The sequence below is a fragment of the uncultured Spongiibacter sp. genome (genome assembly GCF_964011655.1).
Lineage (GTDB): Bacteria > Pseudomonadota > Gammaproteobacteria > Pseudomonadales > Spongiibacteraceae > Spongiibacter > Spongiibacter marinus.
In genome coordinates, this window is sequence record NZ_CAXGPO010000030.1 from 24,792 (window position 1) to 39,513 (window position 14,722).

18 protein-coding genes are annotated in these 14,722 nt (G+C 56.9%); 2 read left to right on the forward strand and 16 right to left on the reverse strand.

Annotated features, from left to right (window positions below):
• Positions 1-11 precede the first annotated feature (11 nt).
• Positions 12-458, reverse strand: a complete 447-nt coding sequence (locus ABNS66_RS12480) for a DUF1499 domain-containing protein (RefSeq protein WP_286840056.1) — start codon at positions 456-458, stop codon at positions 12-14.
• A gap of 133 nt (positions 459-591) precedes the next feature.
• Between ABNS66_RS12480 and ABNS66_RS12485 the strand changes: the two genes are divergently transcribed.
• The gene (locus tag ABNS66_RS12485) at positions 592-2,100 is read left to right on the forward strand and encodes a transglutaminase-like domain-containing protein (RefSeq protein WP_286840058.1); all 1,509 of its coding nucleotides are present in this window, start codon (positions 592-594) and stop codon (positions 2,098-2,100) included.
• Positions 2,101-2,107: 7 nt separating this feature from the next.
• Here the strand turns inward: ABNS66_RS12485 and ABNS66_RS12490 are convergent, their stop codons facing one another.
• The 15 genes from ABNS66_RS12490 to map all read right to left on the reverse strand — a co-directional run bounded on the left by ABNS66_RS12490 (position 2,108) and on the right by map (position 14,323).
• Positions 2,108-2,308, reverse strand: a complete 201-nt coding sequence (locus tag ABNS66_RS12490; protein ID WP_204995950.1) for a hypothetical protein — start codon at positions 2,306-2,308, stop codon at positions 2,108-2,110.
• A gap of 165 nt (positions 2,309-2,473) precedes the next feature.
• On the reverse strand, positions 2,474-2,890 hold the full coding sequence (locus ABNS66_RS12495; protein ID WP_286840060.1) for a VOC family protein: 417 nt from the start codon (positions 2,888-2,890) through the stop codon (positions 2,474-2,476).
• Between the two features lie 27 nt (positions 2,891-2,917).
• Positions 2,918-3,472, reverse strand: a complete 555-nt coding sequence (locus ABNS66_RS12500) for a YaeQ family protein (RefSeq protein ID WP_286840061.1) — start codon at positions 3,470-3,472, stop codon at positions 2,918-2,920.
• 18 nt (positions 3,473-3,490) lie between these two features.
• Positions 3,491-3,919, reverse strand: coding sequence for a YqaA family protein (locus ABNS66_RS12505; protein WP_286695881.1), 429 nt, complete (start codon positions 3,917-3,919; stop codon positions 3,491-3,493).
• Positions 3,916-4,593, reverse strand: coding sequence for a gamma-glutamyl-gamma-aminobutyrate hydrolase family protein (locus ABNS66_RS12510; RefSeq protein ID WP_286840062.1), 678 nt, complete (start codon positions 4,591-4,593; stop codon positions 3,916-3,918). The genes ABNS66_RS12505 and ABNS66_RS12510 overlap by 4 nt, the downstream gene beginning before the upstream one ends.
• A gap of 29 nt (positions 4,594-4,622) precedes the next feature.
• A complete protein-coding gene (locus ABNS66_RS12515; RefSeq protein WP_286840064.1) occupies positions 4,623-5,639 on the reverse strand; it encodes an amidoligase family protein in 1,017 nt (338 codons plus the stop codon).
• Complete coding sequence (locus ABNS66_RS12520; protein ID WP_286840066.1) at positions 5,620-6,705, reverse strand: AI-2E family transporter; 1,086 nt, start codon at positions 6,703-6,705, stop codon at positions 5,620-5,622. Before ABNS66_RS12520 ends, ABNS66_RS12515 begins: the two co-directional genes overlap by 20 nt.
• Positions 6,698-7,150 (reverse strand): MgtC/SapB family protein, encoded by a 453-nt coding sequence (locus tag ABNS66_RS12525; RefSeq protein ID WP_239547693.1) that lies wholly within the window; start codon positions 7,148-7,150, stop codon positions 6,698-6,700. The genes ABNS66_RS12520 and ABNS66_RS12525 overlap by 8 nt, the downstream gene beginning before the upstream one ends.
• A gap of 9 nt (positions 7,151-7,159) precedes the next feature.
• Complete coding sequence (locus tag ABNS66_RS12530) at positions 7,160-7,348, reverse strand: PLDc N-terminal domain-containing protein (RefSeq protein ID WP_027873600.1); 189 nt, start codon at positions 7,346-7,348, stop codon at positions 7,160-7,162.
• Positions 7,349-7,481: 133 nt separating this feature from the next.
• On the reverse strand, positions 7,482-8,519 hold the full coding sequence (gene dapD / locus ABNS66_RS12535) for a 2,3,4,5-tetrahydropyridine-2,6-dicarboxylate N-succinyltransferase (protein WP_286695879.1): 1,038 nt from the start codon (positions 8,517-8,519) through the stop codon (positions 7,482-7,484).
• Positions 8,520-8,539: 20 nt separating this feature from the next.
• Positions 8,540-8,899 (reverse strand): ArsC family reductase, encoded by a 360-nt coding sequence (locus tag ABNS66_RS12540; protein ID WP_286840069.1) that lies wholly within the window; start codon positions 8,897-8,899, stop codon positions 8,540-8,542.
• A gap of 96 nt (positions 8,900-8,995) precedes the next feature.
• Positions 8,996-9,676: an endonuclease III gene (nth, locus tag ABNS66_RS12545; RefSeq protein ID WP_286840071.1), complete on the reverse strand. Its 681-nt coding sequence runs from the start codon at positions 9,674-9,676 to the stop codon at positions 8,996-8,998.
• The gene (dapC, locus tag ABNS66_RS12550) at positions 9,673-10,863 is read right to left on the reverse strand and encodes a succinyldiaminopimelate transaminase (protein ID WP_286840074.1); all 1,191 of its coding nucleotides are present in this window, start codon (positions 10,861-10,863) and stop codon (positions 9,673-9,675) included. The genes nth and dapC overlap by 4 nt, the downstream gene beginning before the upstream one ends.
• Positions 10,863-13,526, reverse strand: coding sequence for a [protein-PII] uridylyltransferase (locus tag ABNS66_RS12555; protein ID WP_286840077.1), 2,664 nt, complete (start codon positions 13,524-13,526; stop codon positions 10,863-10,865). Before ABNS66_RS12555 ends, dapC begins: the two co-directional genes overlap by 1 nt.
• Positions 13,527-13,531: 5 nt before the next feature.
• Positions 13,532-14,323, reverse strand: coding sequence for a type I methionyl aminopeptidase (gene map, locus ABNS66_RS12560; protein WP_027873606.1), 792 nt, complete (start codon positions 14,321-14,323; stop codon positions 13,532-13,534).
• Positions 14,324-14,612: 289 nt separating this feature from the next.
• Here map and ABNS66_RS12565 point away from each other — a divergent pair.
• Positions 14,613-14,722 (forward strand): 30S ribosomal protein S2 (locus ABNS66_RS12565; protein ID WP_348655340.1); only part of this gene is annotated, 110 nt, incomplete at its 3' end.

The following is a 14,722-nucleotide window of genomic DNA, read 5'->3' on the forward strand; positions in this document are numbered from 1 at the left end:
GTAGAGTGCGGTCAGGGCGTCGCTGTAGCGTCCAGAAAGCGTAAACGCAGTGCTTCGATGCGCTCGCGATTTACGCCGAAGTCATAGTAGCCAATTTTAGATGCGCTGCGCACATCGACGCGATTTTTATCCGGTGTATACAGCAGCTCAACATCGTCACGGTAGCGCATTATTTTACTGCGCACCTCCACGTGGAGGTAGTGCGGGGATTGTGCGATGACCTGGGTTCTCGGCAGTGAGCGCAGCAGTGATTGCAGGGTTTGCCACTGCTCGGCAGAGGTGACTTTAAATGGTGAAGTGAAAGCATCCAGGTCTTCACTCTGACTCGATACGCAGCGCGGCGCTGACGGGCAGCTTGAGAGTGCACTGGGGGTATCGACCTGCTCAGGCGACTGCAGGGGTGCTGCGCAGCCGAAAAGAAGGGCGACAGTCGATGTAATAAGAAATAAGCGGCGCATGATGAGAACTCCCGGGCTGATGAATAGCATTGTATACGTTGTAGTGAAAATTCGGTTGTTGTGTCATCGAGTTTTACGCGAACTCTGGTAGGCTGGCGCAGGGTAAGGGCTTCAAAATACGATGGAAGGGCGTGTGCGTAGTCGATTATTGGTTTTGGTATTGCTAGCGCTGGTGGCGTCTTGTGCTGCGGTGCCGCCGCATGCAGCCGGCGAAGACTCATTTATTCCTGCGGCGTCGCAGGCCACTACCCGCTGGCAGAAATTAAGCGTCGATGGCGTGCCCGTGGGGCTGAGGAAGTTAGTGAGTTTTTGCGACGACACGCGCTGCTCGACCGAGCAAACGCTCCGTGTTCAAATTCAGCAGCCGGGGGAGGCCGCTGAGCAAACAGAAACGCGACTTCGCTACGTAGAGGCGCGCGATGGCAGGCCGCTTCAGGCAACTAAGGTGCAGCAGTCGCGGGCGGCGAGTCACAGGTTGGCCATTGAATACCGTGGCCAGCGCCTATGGCTATCTCAGGGGCAGGCCTTCGCGCCTGTTGCTGGTCAAGCCGTGGCGCAGTTTCCTCATCAGCGGCAGCGCTTGTTCGCGCAGCATGCCAAGAGCGGTGAGTTGCTTACCCAGGAATGGAGTTTTGCGCAACAGGCGGTGGAAGCGGTGCGCTACCGGTTTACACCGCTGAATGCGCCGTTGACGCAGGCCCTGTCTACAGCATTGACGCCTTGGTTGACGGTGCTGCGCTGGAAAATAAGTAAAGATGTTCAGCGCCAGGGAGCGTGGCAGCGCAGTGCGATTTACTACGCCGATGGCGATTTTACGGTGTTGGCGCAGTACAGCGAATCTGCCGGTCAGTCGATGTGGTTGTTGCCCTGTGATGAAGCCTGCCGCGCTGAGCCATTGGAGGCGATGAGTCATGTATACCAACGGTTATTGCGCTCTCCCTATCGCATAAGCGACCAGGCGTTGAATGGCAAAGTTCGCTACCAGCTTCGCGGTGCGCCCTCGCATTGGCAGCCGCCGGGCACCGGCCAGCAATCCGTGCAAAAAGAGGGTAATGATTGGTTGGTCACTGTATGTAAGCACTGTGAGCTAGCCTCGCCTGAGGCGGCGCCCGTGGATGATTACCTTGGCGCGAGCTATTGGTTACCCGCGAAGGCCTCGGCATTCGCCGCCGTGGTGGACGAGTTGATAGGTCAGGCGCCCATAGCGCCAGCGGTAAAAATGCAGCGACTAACCCGTTTTGTCAGCGCTCATATGGACGATGTAGCCACCTACAGCGGCTACGCGACAGCGCTGCAGGCAATGGAGAGTGCTCAGGGCGATTGCACAGAACATGCGCTGATGTTGGCGGCCCTGGCGCGGGCCGCCGGTATTCCCAGCCGGGTTGTTATGGGCGTGGCTTACAACAACGAACGCTTTTTAGGCAGGCGTTTTGTGTTTGTGCCCCACATGTGGGTAGAAGCCTGGACGGGTGAACGCTGGGAAAACTTTGACAGTGCGCTGGGGCCATTTAGTGCCGGACACATTGCCCTGGCCGTCAGTCATGGTGATCAGGCTGACTTTTTGGCGATGAACGCGCTGCTGGACGGACTACGCATTGTATCGGCCGTGCAGCTGAAAAGCCGCGTGGCCGATACCGAGTAGAGAGGGCTTATTCGTAAGCGACTGGCATGTCGACGAGGCTGTCATCGCCGGCCATATCAATGTCTGCAACGGTGACGGCATCGCTGCTGTGAACCGCGCCAATAACGGTAACTTCTTCAAGAAGAAGCTGAGGCTCGTCGGCGCTGGCAGCGCCCGCTACGAAAAGTGCTGCGGCGGCCAAAACTGCGCGAAAACTATTGAGTGACATATTCGATCCCCTTGACGAGTTTGCAAGCAGCGACACTGTGCTGCGGTGGTCTTTCAATGGTGGGCAGTATGCCCATGCATTGTTACAGGGGTATGACGAATTTATTTCAAAACGCGATATTAGATGAATTTGTCATGAATTTTTGATCTGGAGGAAATGTGGGTGTCACGTTTGCACTGCGGTTTCAGGCGGGCCCTTCAATTCCACGCGGTTGCCCTCGGGGTCTTGAATATAGATGGATGGACCGTACCCCTGCGCGCCATAGCGCCGTTGAATGCCCTGATGGACAATGCCCTGGCCGTCCAGGTAGGCCAGCACAGCGTCGCCGTCGAAGTTTTCCAAGGTCAGGCAGAAATGGTCCATATTGTGGCCATCTTGCCCCGGTGCTGGGCCGCCCTCCTGGCCTAGCGGGGCCTCCACAGGGACGATATCGATAAGACTGGCACCGGCGCGCAGTTGATAGAGGCCCAGCTGTGCTTCCTCGCGCTCGATGTGACAACCAAGGCGCTGGTAAAAGTCGATCATCGCGGCGAGGCGCGTTGTACGCAGCACCACATGGTCCAAACCCTGGAGTTGAATCATGGTGACACCTTCGTTTTCAGGGGCTCGTTACTGAGCACGCTGTTCACCATGCAGCCATTGCGGGTGGATGGCAATACTGTCACTGCTGCTCGACACCCACACACTGTCTTCGTCCAGCGTGAATTGTAGTTGCATTGAACGCTGCGTGAGCGCGCTCAGGGCTCGCGATTCATCTTCGGGAATTTCGACGACACTCAGCCAGCTTTGCTGGCTCAGTTTGCCTTGGTTTTCCTGCCACCATTGGGCTGTGCTGCGGCCGCTGTAGCAAACCACGATAACGTGCCGGGCTTTGGAGCGCGCCCGGCGCAAGCGCTTTTCACTGGGCTGCCCAAGCTCAATCCACAACTCGGTTTCTCCGCTCAGACTGTGGCGCCACAGATCTGGCTCATCGTCATTGCTGAGGCCGCGAGTAAACTGCAGCGCGGGGTCGGCAAATAGCGCAAAGCTAAGGAGTCGCAGCATCATGCGCTCGTCTGTTTCAGAGGGGTGGCGTGCCAGCGTGAGTTGGTAGGGCTGGTAATGGTGGCGTCGCAGGTCACTAATCTCGATATCGGCTTTGAAAATACTGGCTGTTAACGCCATTGCGGTCACCTCTGTTGTTTATACCGCGGCATTGTACCCGAGTATGAGCAATGCGTAGCGCAGGCTTTTGCCAATGGCGACCAAGGTAAAAAAGCTCAGTGCGGGCACGCGCATAATGCCGCCGACCACGGTGAGTGCATCACCGCCGATTGGCAGCCACGACATCAACAAGGTCCATTTGCCGTAGCGGGCAAACCAGCCCTGCGCGCGTTCCAGGTCTTTTTTGCGCGCGGGAAACCAGCGGCGGTCGGCATAGTGGCTGAGCTTGCCTCCCATCCACCAGTTGACGCCCGCGCCGAGGGTATTGCCGCTACTGGCTGCAAGCCATAGCCAAAAGGGCAGTAGCCCGGCTTCGAGCTGGGCGATCAACAGCACTTCCGAGTAAAACGGCAGCAATGTGGCTGCGCCAAAGGCGGCGGCGAACAGGAGTAAATAGGCGCTGATCATAGCGCGGCCGCCTGGCAAAGTTGCGCAAATAAACGGCGCTGGCGCGCGTGCTGGGGCAGATATTCGGGATGCCATTGTACCCCCAGTCGAAACGGTTGTTGCGGGTCTTCAATGGCTTGGGTGATGTTATCAAGGTCGCGACCGCTGACGCGCATGCCTTCGCCCAGTCGATCAACCGCTTGGTGGTGCAGGCTATTAATTCTGCATTGCTCCTCGCCCAGCACGTCGAAAAGCTGCGTGTCGGTATCGACATGGAGCGTTTTATGGGGCAGCAGCATGCGCCGGTTGCTGGTGCGTTTTCGCAAGGGCGTCAGGTCGACATGCAAGCTGCCGCCCAGCACAACGTTGAGTAGTTGCGCGCCCCGGCAGATCCCCAGGATTGGCAGACCGCTTGGCAATAGTCGTTCAAGTGCGCCGATCTCAAAGCGGTCTCGGCGGGGATTCATTGGGGCGACTTCGGGGGCATCTGGCAGATACAGGCCCTGGTCGATATCGTCGCCGCCGCTGATGATAATGCCGTCGATATGGCGCGGCACGTCGCCGTGCTCAGGGGTGAGGTGAATGGCCTCGGCACCCGCTCGGCGAAGTGCCCAGCGAATAAACCACCACGACACGGGGAAGCGTCTGTCCTCGCCGGTAACGGCGATAACAGGGTGTGAGTCACTCGAACGCATTTTGCTGATAACCGTCGTCCTTTATGAATTTACAAGAGTTCGGGGATCAATCTGCTATCGACATGCTGAGTCCAGTCGCTGAATAGACTGCTGGTCGTGCTTTCCAGGTGCGCTCGGTAGGCCTGACACATTGCTTGTAAGCGCGCCTCGTCACAGGCAAGCGCATCGACTTGCAGCCAGTCGCGCCAGGGGTGGATCAGGCCCCAGTTTGGGTCGTCGATCAGGCTATTCGGCAAGCGGTAATGCAGGGTGGGGCGGGCCTTCACCCGCGGGTCGTCGATATGCCGACGCAGCAATGTTTCGTTCATATGGGCAAACAGTGGCAGCATGTCCAGTGCGCGGTTGCGTGTTGGGTTGAAATGGATGTAATCCTCGATGAGTTCATCCGCGCTGGGTTGGTAGTCTGCTGCCAGCACCTTGCGCATATAATCGCGCTTAAATGGGTCGATATAGCTGGTCAAGCGCCGGCTTAAATCGACTCTGCTGCGCTGCTTGAGCCAGTCGTATAAACAGATAAAGGCGCGAAAATAGTTGAGTACCGTCGCGGGCTCGCAATCGGGCATTTCAGGGTTTAAGTGCAAGCCAAAGGCGTTTTTTGCCGACGCTTCTGTGCCCTTGGCACCGGCGAGGCGCAAGCGCAGAAACAGATCTTCCAACTGCCAAAGCTCACTCAGCGCGATGGGTGGGGCGACGATCTCAAAGGGCACCAGCTGTTTGGCAACGAGCCCAACTATCGACTCGGTGAGTTCCTCAAAGTCATTGCCGGCACCGGCCTGTTCTCTGTCTCGCCCGAGCTTTTTAATGTACGCGGAGTCGAGCTCGACCCCGAAGGTGCCGAAAGGCGTGTCAGTCACTTGGTATTCGTAGTCGGACTGACGTTCAATACGGCCGCCAAAGCAGTCAACGATGGTCTCGGCAATGGCATCCATTTCCATTCCGGTAAACTCAATTTCCATACCTAGCCTGCGCTCGCTGCCGCTTTCGGCAGTGCGGGCGGATGGCAATGGCCACAGACTGGCGCGGTAGTCATTGGGTTTTGATGTCATTCGCGTCTCCGATAATGTTGGCGATAGGCTTCAGTGAATCTACGTGCTTGCAGACCACTTGGAACAGGGTAAGCAGTGGGACGGCCAGCAGGACACCAGGGGCACCCCACAGCCAGCCCCAAAAAAAGATCCACAGGAAAACAATAATCGGGTTCAGGCTGAAGCGCATACCGTGAATAAAGGGGTCGACAAACTGCCCCACCAGCGCGGTGAACAGGGCATAGCCCAGCGGCGCGACAAGTACCAGAGCCGGTGTTTGAAAGCTGACGGCACTGACGATGGTCAGCAGCATGACCGTAATGCTCACCCCGAGATAGGGGATGTAGCGCAGCAGCGCGGCAACGGCGCCCCACAGCGCGGGGTCGGGGAAATCCAATAACCACAGACACATGGTGGTGATAGCCCCGACGCCAACGTTAACCAGAGTGATGGTCAGCAGGTAGCGCGACATTTGCTCCTGGGCGTGGCGAGCCAGTTGGGTAGCTGCGGCCTTATCTTGCTTGTTGGGCAGGCTATTTATAAACCGCTGCATCAGGGCATCGCCTGAGCTGAGCAAGAAAAATAGCAGGATGATGCTGAGCGTACCGTAGACGCCGAAGTTGCGCGCGATCTCCCAAATCTCGCCACGCCAGCCGGTGTCGGCGATTACCACCTTGTTTATCTTGGGATTAGCGGGGCCGGAGAATTCCTCGGCCAAACTGTCGATGCTCGCGGTGGCGGCATCGACATTGCTGCGCTCACTGTTGACCTCGCGAAGGTGGTCGCGGATCACCTCTGCCGCTTCGGGGGCGCGCTGCAACCACTCGCTGGCTGGCGATGCCAGGGCATAGAAACCAGCGCCAATACTGCCGATGCAGGCCGATAAAATCAGTAGTGCGGCTGCGCTGCGGGGCAGCCGCCAGCACTGCAAGCGACTCACAGCAGGTGCCAACAGCAGAGCGAAGATAAGTGCTAGTGTAATTGGCAACATGACGTCGCGCGCAAGCCTGAGCGTATAAAGTACCGCTAAGACCGCCAGCAGGCGCAGGGCCCACTCGCTGTGTTTCGAAGATTGTGTGTTATGCATTTTCTGAGTCTGTATTTGCCCAGTGTTTGAGGGGGCGCAGAGCGCGAAGGGTTAAAAAGGTCATCAGGCTTACCACGATCGCGATTTCGTAGCGCTGCCAAGCCACCGCCGTGCCAATGGCGCCGGTTGCCCAGATCGCCGCGGCCGTCGCGGTGCCACTAACAGAACCACCTTGCTTAAGAATGGCGCCGCCACCGATAAAACCGATGCCACTCATCAAACCATACATTAAACGCGCGTGAGATTCCGAGCCACTTAAGATGTCTCGTCCAATAAGCAGGTAGGCGCAGCAAGCAATGGCCACCAGTGGGAAGGTTCTCAAGCCGACGCCGCGCGACTCAACTTCGCGGTTCCAGCCGATTGGAATAGCGAGTAGGTAGGCGATAGCCAGCTGCGTTAAGTGGTGGCCGATCAGCGGCCAATTTATATCAGCGATTATGGGCATGGCGCGGTGTTACTTTGCCGGCTCTCGCGGCCCGAATAGCCACCAGATGATTAGCCCGAGAAGGGGTAGCAGTAAAATAAGCACGATCCACAGCAGCTTATTTGCAGAGCTGTTGCGACTTTGAACGATGTTTAGAATGGCCCAGATGTCGGCGATAAAAATTAATAAGCCGAAAAAACCGGTGATCTGTAACTCCATGTTGGCCCCCGTTATTTTTAGGCCCGGCGATGCCCGGCCACTGAATAATAGAGTAGTTTGTCGACGCAGAGTTCACCAATACAAAAACGCCGCCCGAAGGGGGCGGCGTTCTCAAACTGCTGTTTACCCAGGTTTAGTTGTGGGCGTGCAGCATGTCATTGAGGGCGATCGCTGACTTGTTTGTCAGCACCTCAATGGCACCATTTTTGGAATTGCGGCGGAACAACAGGTCCGATTGGCCAGCCAGGTCGCGGGCCTTGGCAGTACCTGCGTGCTCACCTTTTTCATCGATCATGGTGACGACTGATCCAGCGGTGATGTAGAGGCCGGCTTCTACTGTGCAGCGGTCGCCCAGTGGAATACCCACACCAGCATTGGCGCCAATCAGGCACTCTTTGCCGATGGAAATAATAATATTGTTGCCACCGGACAAGGTGCCCATGGTTGAACAGCCACCGCCCAAGTCGGAACCGGAACCAATCATGACACCGGCTGAGATGCGCCCTTCAATCATACCGGGGCCTTCCGTACCGGCATTAAAGTTTACAAAGCCTTCGTGCATGATGGTGGTGCCTTCGCCGAGATAGGCGCCCAGGCGCACGCGCGCGGTGTGGGCAATACGAACACCGGAGGGCATAACGTAGTTTGTCATTTTGGGGAATTTGTCGACGGACATGACCTCAAGCAATTCACCGTTCAAGCGGGCTTCCAATTGGCGCTGGGGCAACTCACGAAGGTCGATAGCGCCTTGGTTGGTCCAGGCAACATTGGGCAGAACCCCGAACAGGCCGCTCAAGTCCAGAGAATGCGGCTTGGCCAGGCGATGAGAGAGCAGGTGCAGCTTCAAGTAACCCTCGGGTACCGAGCTGGGGGCAGCGTCCTCAGCCAGCAAGGTAACAACCAGCGCCTGCTTGGCGGTTGCCAGCTGTGCAGCGATATCGGCCTGGGCGCTGTCGCCTGCGGCCTTCAGTGCTTCAGCGACGCGGCTCATTTGCTCGCTGTTTACGGTAATTGCCGCATTGCCGCCTTTGTACTCAACAATGGGGGCGATCGCCGCGCACAGGGCTTCGGCGGGTTGTAGCAGTGGCTGGGGGTAGAAAATATCCAGCCATTCGCCTTTGCTGTTTTGGCTGCCTAGACCCAGGCCCAGGCTAAATAGTGCGTTACTCATTAAGGTTCTCTCTTACAGGCTTAAAGCGTGTGGTGGGTAAATAATTGCTCGTAGTGCTCGGCTTTAAAGCCAAGCTGACGCGCGCTGCCGGTGTCGAGCAGCGGGCGTTTCATTAATGTTGGATGCTGCAGTAGCAGCTGCACTGCCGAGGCGTCGTCATCAATTGTGCGGCGCTGTTCATCATTTAGCTGTTTCCACGTGGTGCTGCGCTTATTGATCAGGCTGTCGCCCAGCTCTTGCAGCCAGTTGTGCAGTTGCTCGGCGGTAAGGGCCTGTTCGCGGACGTCGTGGAACTGATAGTCGACATTGTGATCATCCAGCCAGCGGCGCGCCTTGCGCACCGTGTCGCAGTTTTTTATTCCGTATAAAGTCGTTGTCATGGCCAATGCTGTGTTCTGAAAAGGCTCGGCATCATAGCAAAAAGCCGCGATGGGTTCACGGCGCGGCCGCGCTCGGCCGCCGCGCCATCGATGTATTTAGGCCTTGCGGGTTTTCTTGGGGTGCTTTCGCTGGGGATAGCAGGTGGTGCATATCTCACAGACGGTGCCGTCGCAGCCACGCGCGCTGCAAAATTCGCGGCCGTAGTAGATGATTTGCAGGTGCAGGGCATTCCAGCGGTCTTTGGGGAATAGCCTTTTCAGGTCTTTCTCAGTTTGGGCAACGCTTTTGCCGTTAGTCAGCCCCCAGCGCTGCGCCAGGCGATGAATATGGGTATCGACCGGAAAAGCGGGCACGCCGAAGGCCTGCGACATGACGACGCTTGCCGTTTTGTGGCCGACTCCGGGCAGGGACTCCAGTGCTTCCATGTCTTCTGGCACCTGGCCATTGTAGTCGGCAAGCAAAATTTCCGAGAGCCGCTTGATGGCTTTCGACTTCTGCGGAGACAGGCCACAGGGGCGGATGATCTCGCGAATGTCGTCGACACTTTGCTGGGCCATGTCCGCCGGATTGTCGGCGAGCGCAAACAGTGCCGGGGTCACTTGGTTGACGCGCTCATCGGTACACTGGGCCGACAGCAGTACCGCCACCAGCAGAGTGTAAGGGTCTTTGTGGTCCAGTGGGATTGGCTGGGTGGGGTAGAGCTCGTCGAGACGGCGCAAAATAAAGTCGACGCGCTCAGCCTTCAGTAAGTTACGCCCTGGTTCGCCTGCGTTCATGTGTTGAGCGTCTCCACATAGCGGCGAATACGCTGGGCGGCCTCGACACAGTTTTCAAGTTCGGCGACCAGCGCCATGCGCACATAGCCACTGCCGGGGTTGCTGCCATTCACTTCTCGCGAGAGGTAGGAGCCGGGCAGCACGGTGACATGCTGTTGATCAAACAGCTGTTTGGCAAATTCCGTGTCGGCGATGGGCGTTTTTGCCCACAGGTAGAACGAGGCTTCGGGCTGTTGTACGTCTAAGCAGCCGCCCAGCTCCTCTAAAACCCGAGCGAATTTCTCGCGATAGAGATCGCGATTTTCTTTTACATGGGCCTCGTCGTTCCAGGCAGCGATGCTGGCAAGTTGGTGTTGAATGGGCATGGCACAGCCGTGATAGGTGCGATACAGCAGGAAGTCGGCCAGCACTTTGGCATCCCCCGCGACAAAGCCTGAGCGCAGGCCGGGCAGGTTGGAGCGTTTCGACAAGCTGTGGAACACGACGCAGCGCTCGTAGTTATCGCGCCCCATTTCCGCACAGGCCTGCAACAGGCCTGCGGGCGCGTGTTGCTCGTCAAAATATAGTTCGGAGTAGCATTCATCGCTGGCCAGGATGAAGTCGTACTTATCTGCCAGACGAATCAGCTTTTGTAGCGTGGCGACGCTGGTGACGGCGCCGCTAGGGTTGCCCGGAGTGCATAGGTACAACAACTGGCAGCGTTGCCAAACTTCCTCGGGCACGGCGTCATAGTCAGGAATAAAACCATTGCCGGCGTTACAGGCGAGAAAGTGGGGTTGTGCTCCGGCTAATAGCGCAGCGCCTTCATAGATTTGGTAAAAGGGGTTGGGGCTGCATACCAGAGCGTCATCACTGGGGTTGACGACGGCTTGGGCAAAGGCGAACAGGGCCTCGCGGGTGCCATTGACCGGTAGTACCTGCGTTTCAGGATCTAAAGTCTTTAGGCCAAAGCGGCGCTCGGCCCAGTGCGCAATACTTTGGCGCAGCTCGGCTACTCCCTTGGTTGTGGGGTAGTTGCTGAGTCGGCCGAGCTCACTTGCCAGGGTATCGGCAACAAAGCGCGGCGCAGGGTGACGGGGTTCGCCGATGGATAGCGGAATAGGCGGCAAGTCGCTGCTGCTGGTGCCTAACAAGGCACGCAGTTTTTCAAAGGGGTAGGCCTGTAGCGTTTGTAGGCGCGGATTCATTAGGCTGATTTACTCGCTTTTTCATCCAGCTCGGAACAAATCGCGTGTTGAATTTGTTCACACAGTTGGGGGTCATTGATCGGGCGGTTGTGTTCGTCGGTGACAAAGAACACATCTTCAACGCGCTCGCCGAGGGTGGCGATTTTGGCATTTTGCAGGTGCACGCCGTAGTCATTGAAGATCAGCGCCAGCCTGGCCAATAGACCTGGGCGGTCTGGGGTAATGACTTCAAGCATGGTGTGACCTTTATTGAGGTCGGTGGCCATACTGGTGCGCGTGGGGGTGGAGAATAGGCGCATTTGTCGGGGCATGCGGCGACTGCTGAGGTCAGGGGAGTCGTCGGGTTTCTCAAGTTGCTGAGTTAAAAACTCGGTGATCTCACGAATGCGTTCGGGGTTGTCGCCAATGGGTTCGCCGTCCACACCGAGTACGTAAAAGGTATCCAGCGTGTAGTTGGTCCCGGTATTGTAGATCCGCGCATCTTGTATGCTGAGGTCAAGTTGTTCCATGGCGCCAGCGAGTACCGCGAATGTGCCTTTACGCGAAGGTGTGTGCACAAAAATCTGCGTTGCGCCTTCGTGATCCAGCAGTCCGCCTTCCTTCACCAATACCAGTGAGTCCTCGGGCGAGGTGCGCTGAGCGATAGCGCGGCAGTGCCAAACAATATCGTCGACTTGCTCGCGAATAAAATAGTCTTCACCGGTGCTTTTCCACAGCTCGCGAATTTCTTCTTCGGTGAAGCCGTAGTCTTCGAGCTTTTCGATAGCACCTAGCTGGGTCTCTGCAATCCACTCCTGCTTATCGATGGGGTTTTCCAGGCCGCGTCTCAGGGCGCGGCGCGTTTCTGCATAGAGCTGGCGCATCAGCGAGGCGCGCCAGGAGGTCCACAACGTGGGGTTGGTCGCATTGATATCGGCAATGGTTAAACAGAACAGATAGTCCAGGTGCTGCTGGTCACCCATTTCCAGGGCGAAATCGCGGATCACATCGGGGTCCTGGATGTCTTTGCGCTGTGACACCGAGGACATCTCAAGGTGTTTCTCCACCAGCCAGGCAACGAGGTTGGTGTCGCGCCGATTTAGCCCGAGGTATTGGCAAAACTCGCGTGCATCCACCGCGCCAAGAGTGGAGTGGTCGCCGCCGCGCCCTTTGGCAATGTCGTGGAAGAGTCCGGCTAGGAACAGTAATTCTGGCTTGGGCAGACGCTGCATGATGCGGCAGGCCATTGGGTAGACCTTCACCATGTCCGGGTAGCGGAAGCGGCTGAGGTTCTTGATGAGTTCCAGAGTGTGGGCGTCGACCGAGTAGATATGGAAAAGGTCGTGCTGCATTTGACCGGTGATTTTGCCAAATGCCGGGATAAATTTTCCGAGAACGCCAAAGCGTTTCATTCGACGGAGGTTGAGTGCGACGCGTTGTGGGGCGCGCAATAATTCCATGAAAAACCGCTTATTGCGCGGGTCGGCGCGAAATTCGTCGTCGATTAAGTGGCGCGATTTGCGGATCAGCCGAATGGTGCTGGCACGCACGCCGTCGATAGCGTCGTGGTGGGCCATTAGCACAAAAATCTCCATCAGCGCGGAGGGCGTTTTTTCAAACACCTTTTCGTTGCTAACTTCGATATGGCCGTTGCGAATGCGAAAGCGCGGGTTGAGCTCAAGTACGGTCTCCGCCTCGCAGGCGCGGAGAATGGTTTCGTCGAAGTGCTGCATCAGTACGTCATTGAGCTCACCCAGGTGCTGCGCCCAGCGGTAGTATTGTTGCATGAAGCGTTCTACGGCGAGTTTGCTGTCGTCGTCTTCGTAACCGAAACGAGCGGCCAGGGTTCGCTGGTGATCAAACAGCAGGCGGTCTTCTTCACGGCCAGTGATTAAATGAAGGGCGAAGCGCAGGCGCCAGAGGTAATTCTGGCCGTCTTTTAGCGTGTCGAGCTCTTCCTGGCTTAAAAAGAGTTTTTCACGCAGCTCGTCGATGGATTGGGCGCCAAAGTGGCGTTTGATCACCCAGCCGATCATTTGAATGTCGCGCAGGCCACCGGGGGAGCTTTTAATATTTGGCTCGAGGTTGTATTCGGTATTGGCGTACTTGCGGTGGCGACTGATTTGCTCGTCCCACTTTGCCCGGAAAAACTCGGCGCTGGGCCAAATTTGGTCAGGGCCGACTTCGTTCATCAACAGCTCGTGCAGGGCGGCATTACCCTCAAGCGGGCGCGACTCCATCAGGTTGGTAACCACGGTGATGTCGTCAATGGCGGCTTGGCGGCATTCGTCGATGCTGCGCACGCTGTGACCGATCTCCAGGTTGATATCCCAAAGACGGGTGATAAAACCTTCGATATTTTCGCGGTAGTTGTGTTGATCGTCGCGGCTGAGGATCAGCAGATCGATATCCGAGCAGGGGTGCAGTTCGCCGCGCCCATAGCCTCCAACGGCAATTAGGGAGATGTCGTCCCCCCACTGATACTGCGACCATAGGTTGCGCAGCAGAATATCGATTTTTTCTGAGCGCAGTTTTACCAGCGTATGTACAGCCTCGTCGGCGTCAAAGCGTTCCCGGAGCTCATCCTGGAGCTCGCTGAGGTACTGTTTATAGGTCGCGATTAAATTATCGGACTTGGCCGTGGCATCCTGCAGGGCCTCTGCATTCAGAAGCGTGCTGCTCATAGTGATTAACCTTTATAGAAGGGCTCGTCGGGGCGGGCGGTAAGAACTTCCACGCCATCGGCGGTAACCGCCATGGTGTGCTCCCACTGCGCCGAGAGCCGGCGATCTTTGGTGGTAACGGTCCAGCCGTCTTTCAGATTGAGCTTGGTGTGTTTTTTGCCGGCATTGATCATCGGCTCAATCGTGAAGGTCATGCCTTCTTTTAATACCAGGTCGTTGCCGCGGTTGTAGCCCTCGCCATAGTGGAGAACCTGAGGGTCTTCGTGGAAGCCTCTGCCAATGCCGTGGCCGCAATACTCTTCCACCACGCTGTAGTGGTTGCTCCGTGCATGCTTGGCGATCACTGTGCCGATATCACTCAGGCGCGCGCCCGGTTTAACCAAGGCAATGGCTTTATACAGGCATTCCTGAGTCACGACGCACAAGCGTTTCGCATGCTCGGGCACATTGCCGACGTAGTACATGCGGTTGGTGTCGCCGTGCCAGCCATCTTTTATAACGGTGACATCGATATTGAGCAGGTCTCCGTCCTTCAACACCTTTTTATCCGAAGGGATGCCGTGGCAAATGACTTCGTTTACCGAGGTACAAATGGATTTCGGGAAACCGTTGTAATTAAGGGGCGCCGGAATGGCTTGTTGTACATCGACGATATAGTCGTGGCAGATCTTATCGAGTTCAGCGGTGGTGACGCCGGGGCGAACGTGCTCGGCGATCATGTCCAGCACTTCGGCGGCCAAGCGTCCTGCCACGCGCATGGCGGCGATTTCCTCAGGGGTTTTGATAGTTACATTCATAGTGGGGTGATCTGCCCGGATAGTCGTTAAACTGAAAACAGCGCATTGTAGACTATCGCTGCAGCAGACGCGATTGCTCAGCCGTGTCATTGCCGTCAGTCGCGTGATTTCTGCTTTATGTCGCTGGGGCCTTGTGGTATAAATACGCGCCCCGAAAGCAGGCCCTCCTGCCGAAAGGGCATAAACGACGCGCATTCGTCGACACGTAATCCCGGGTGCTGCAGCATGGCTGTGGTTGGGTTGCGGGGCGGGTGCAAGTTCCTAACCCGATGAAAATCAAGGAAAAATCATGTCTCATGTAAGCATGCGTGAAATGCTGCAAGCCGGCGTTCACTTCGGTCACCAGACGCGTTACTGGAACCCCAAAATGGCACCCTTCATCTTTGGTGCCCGCAACAA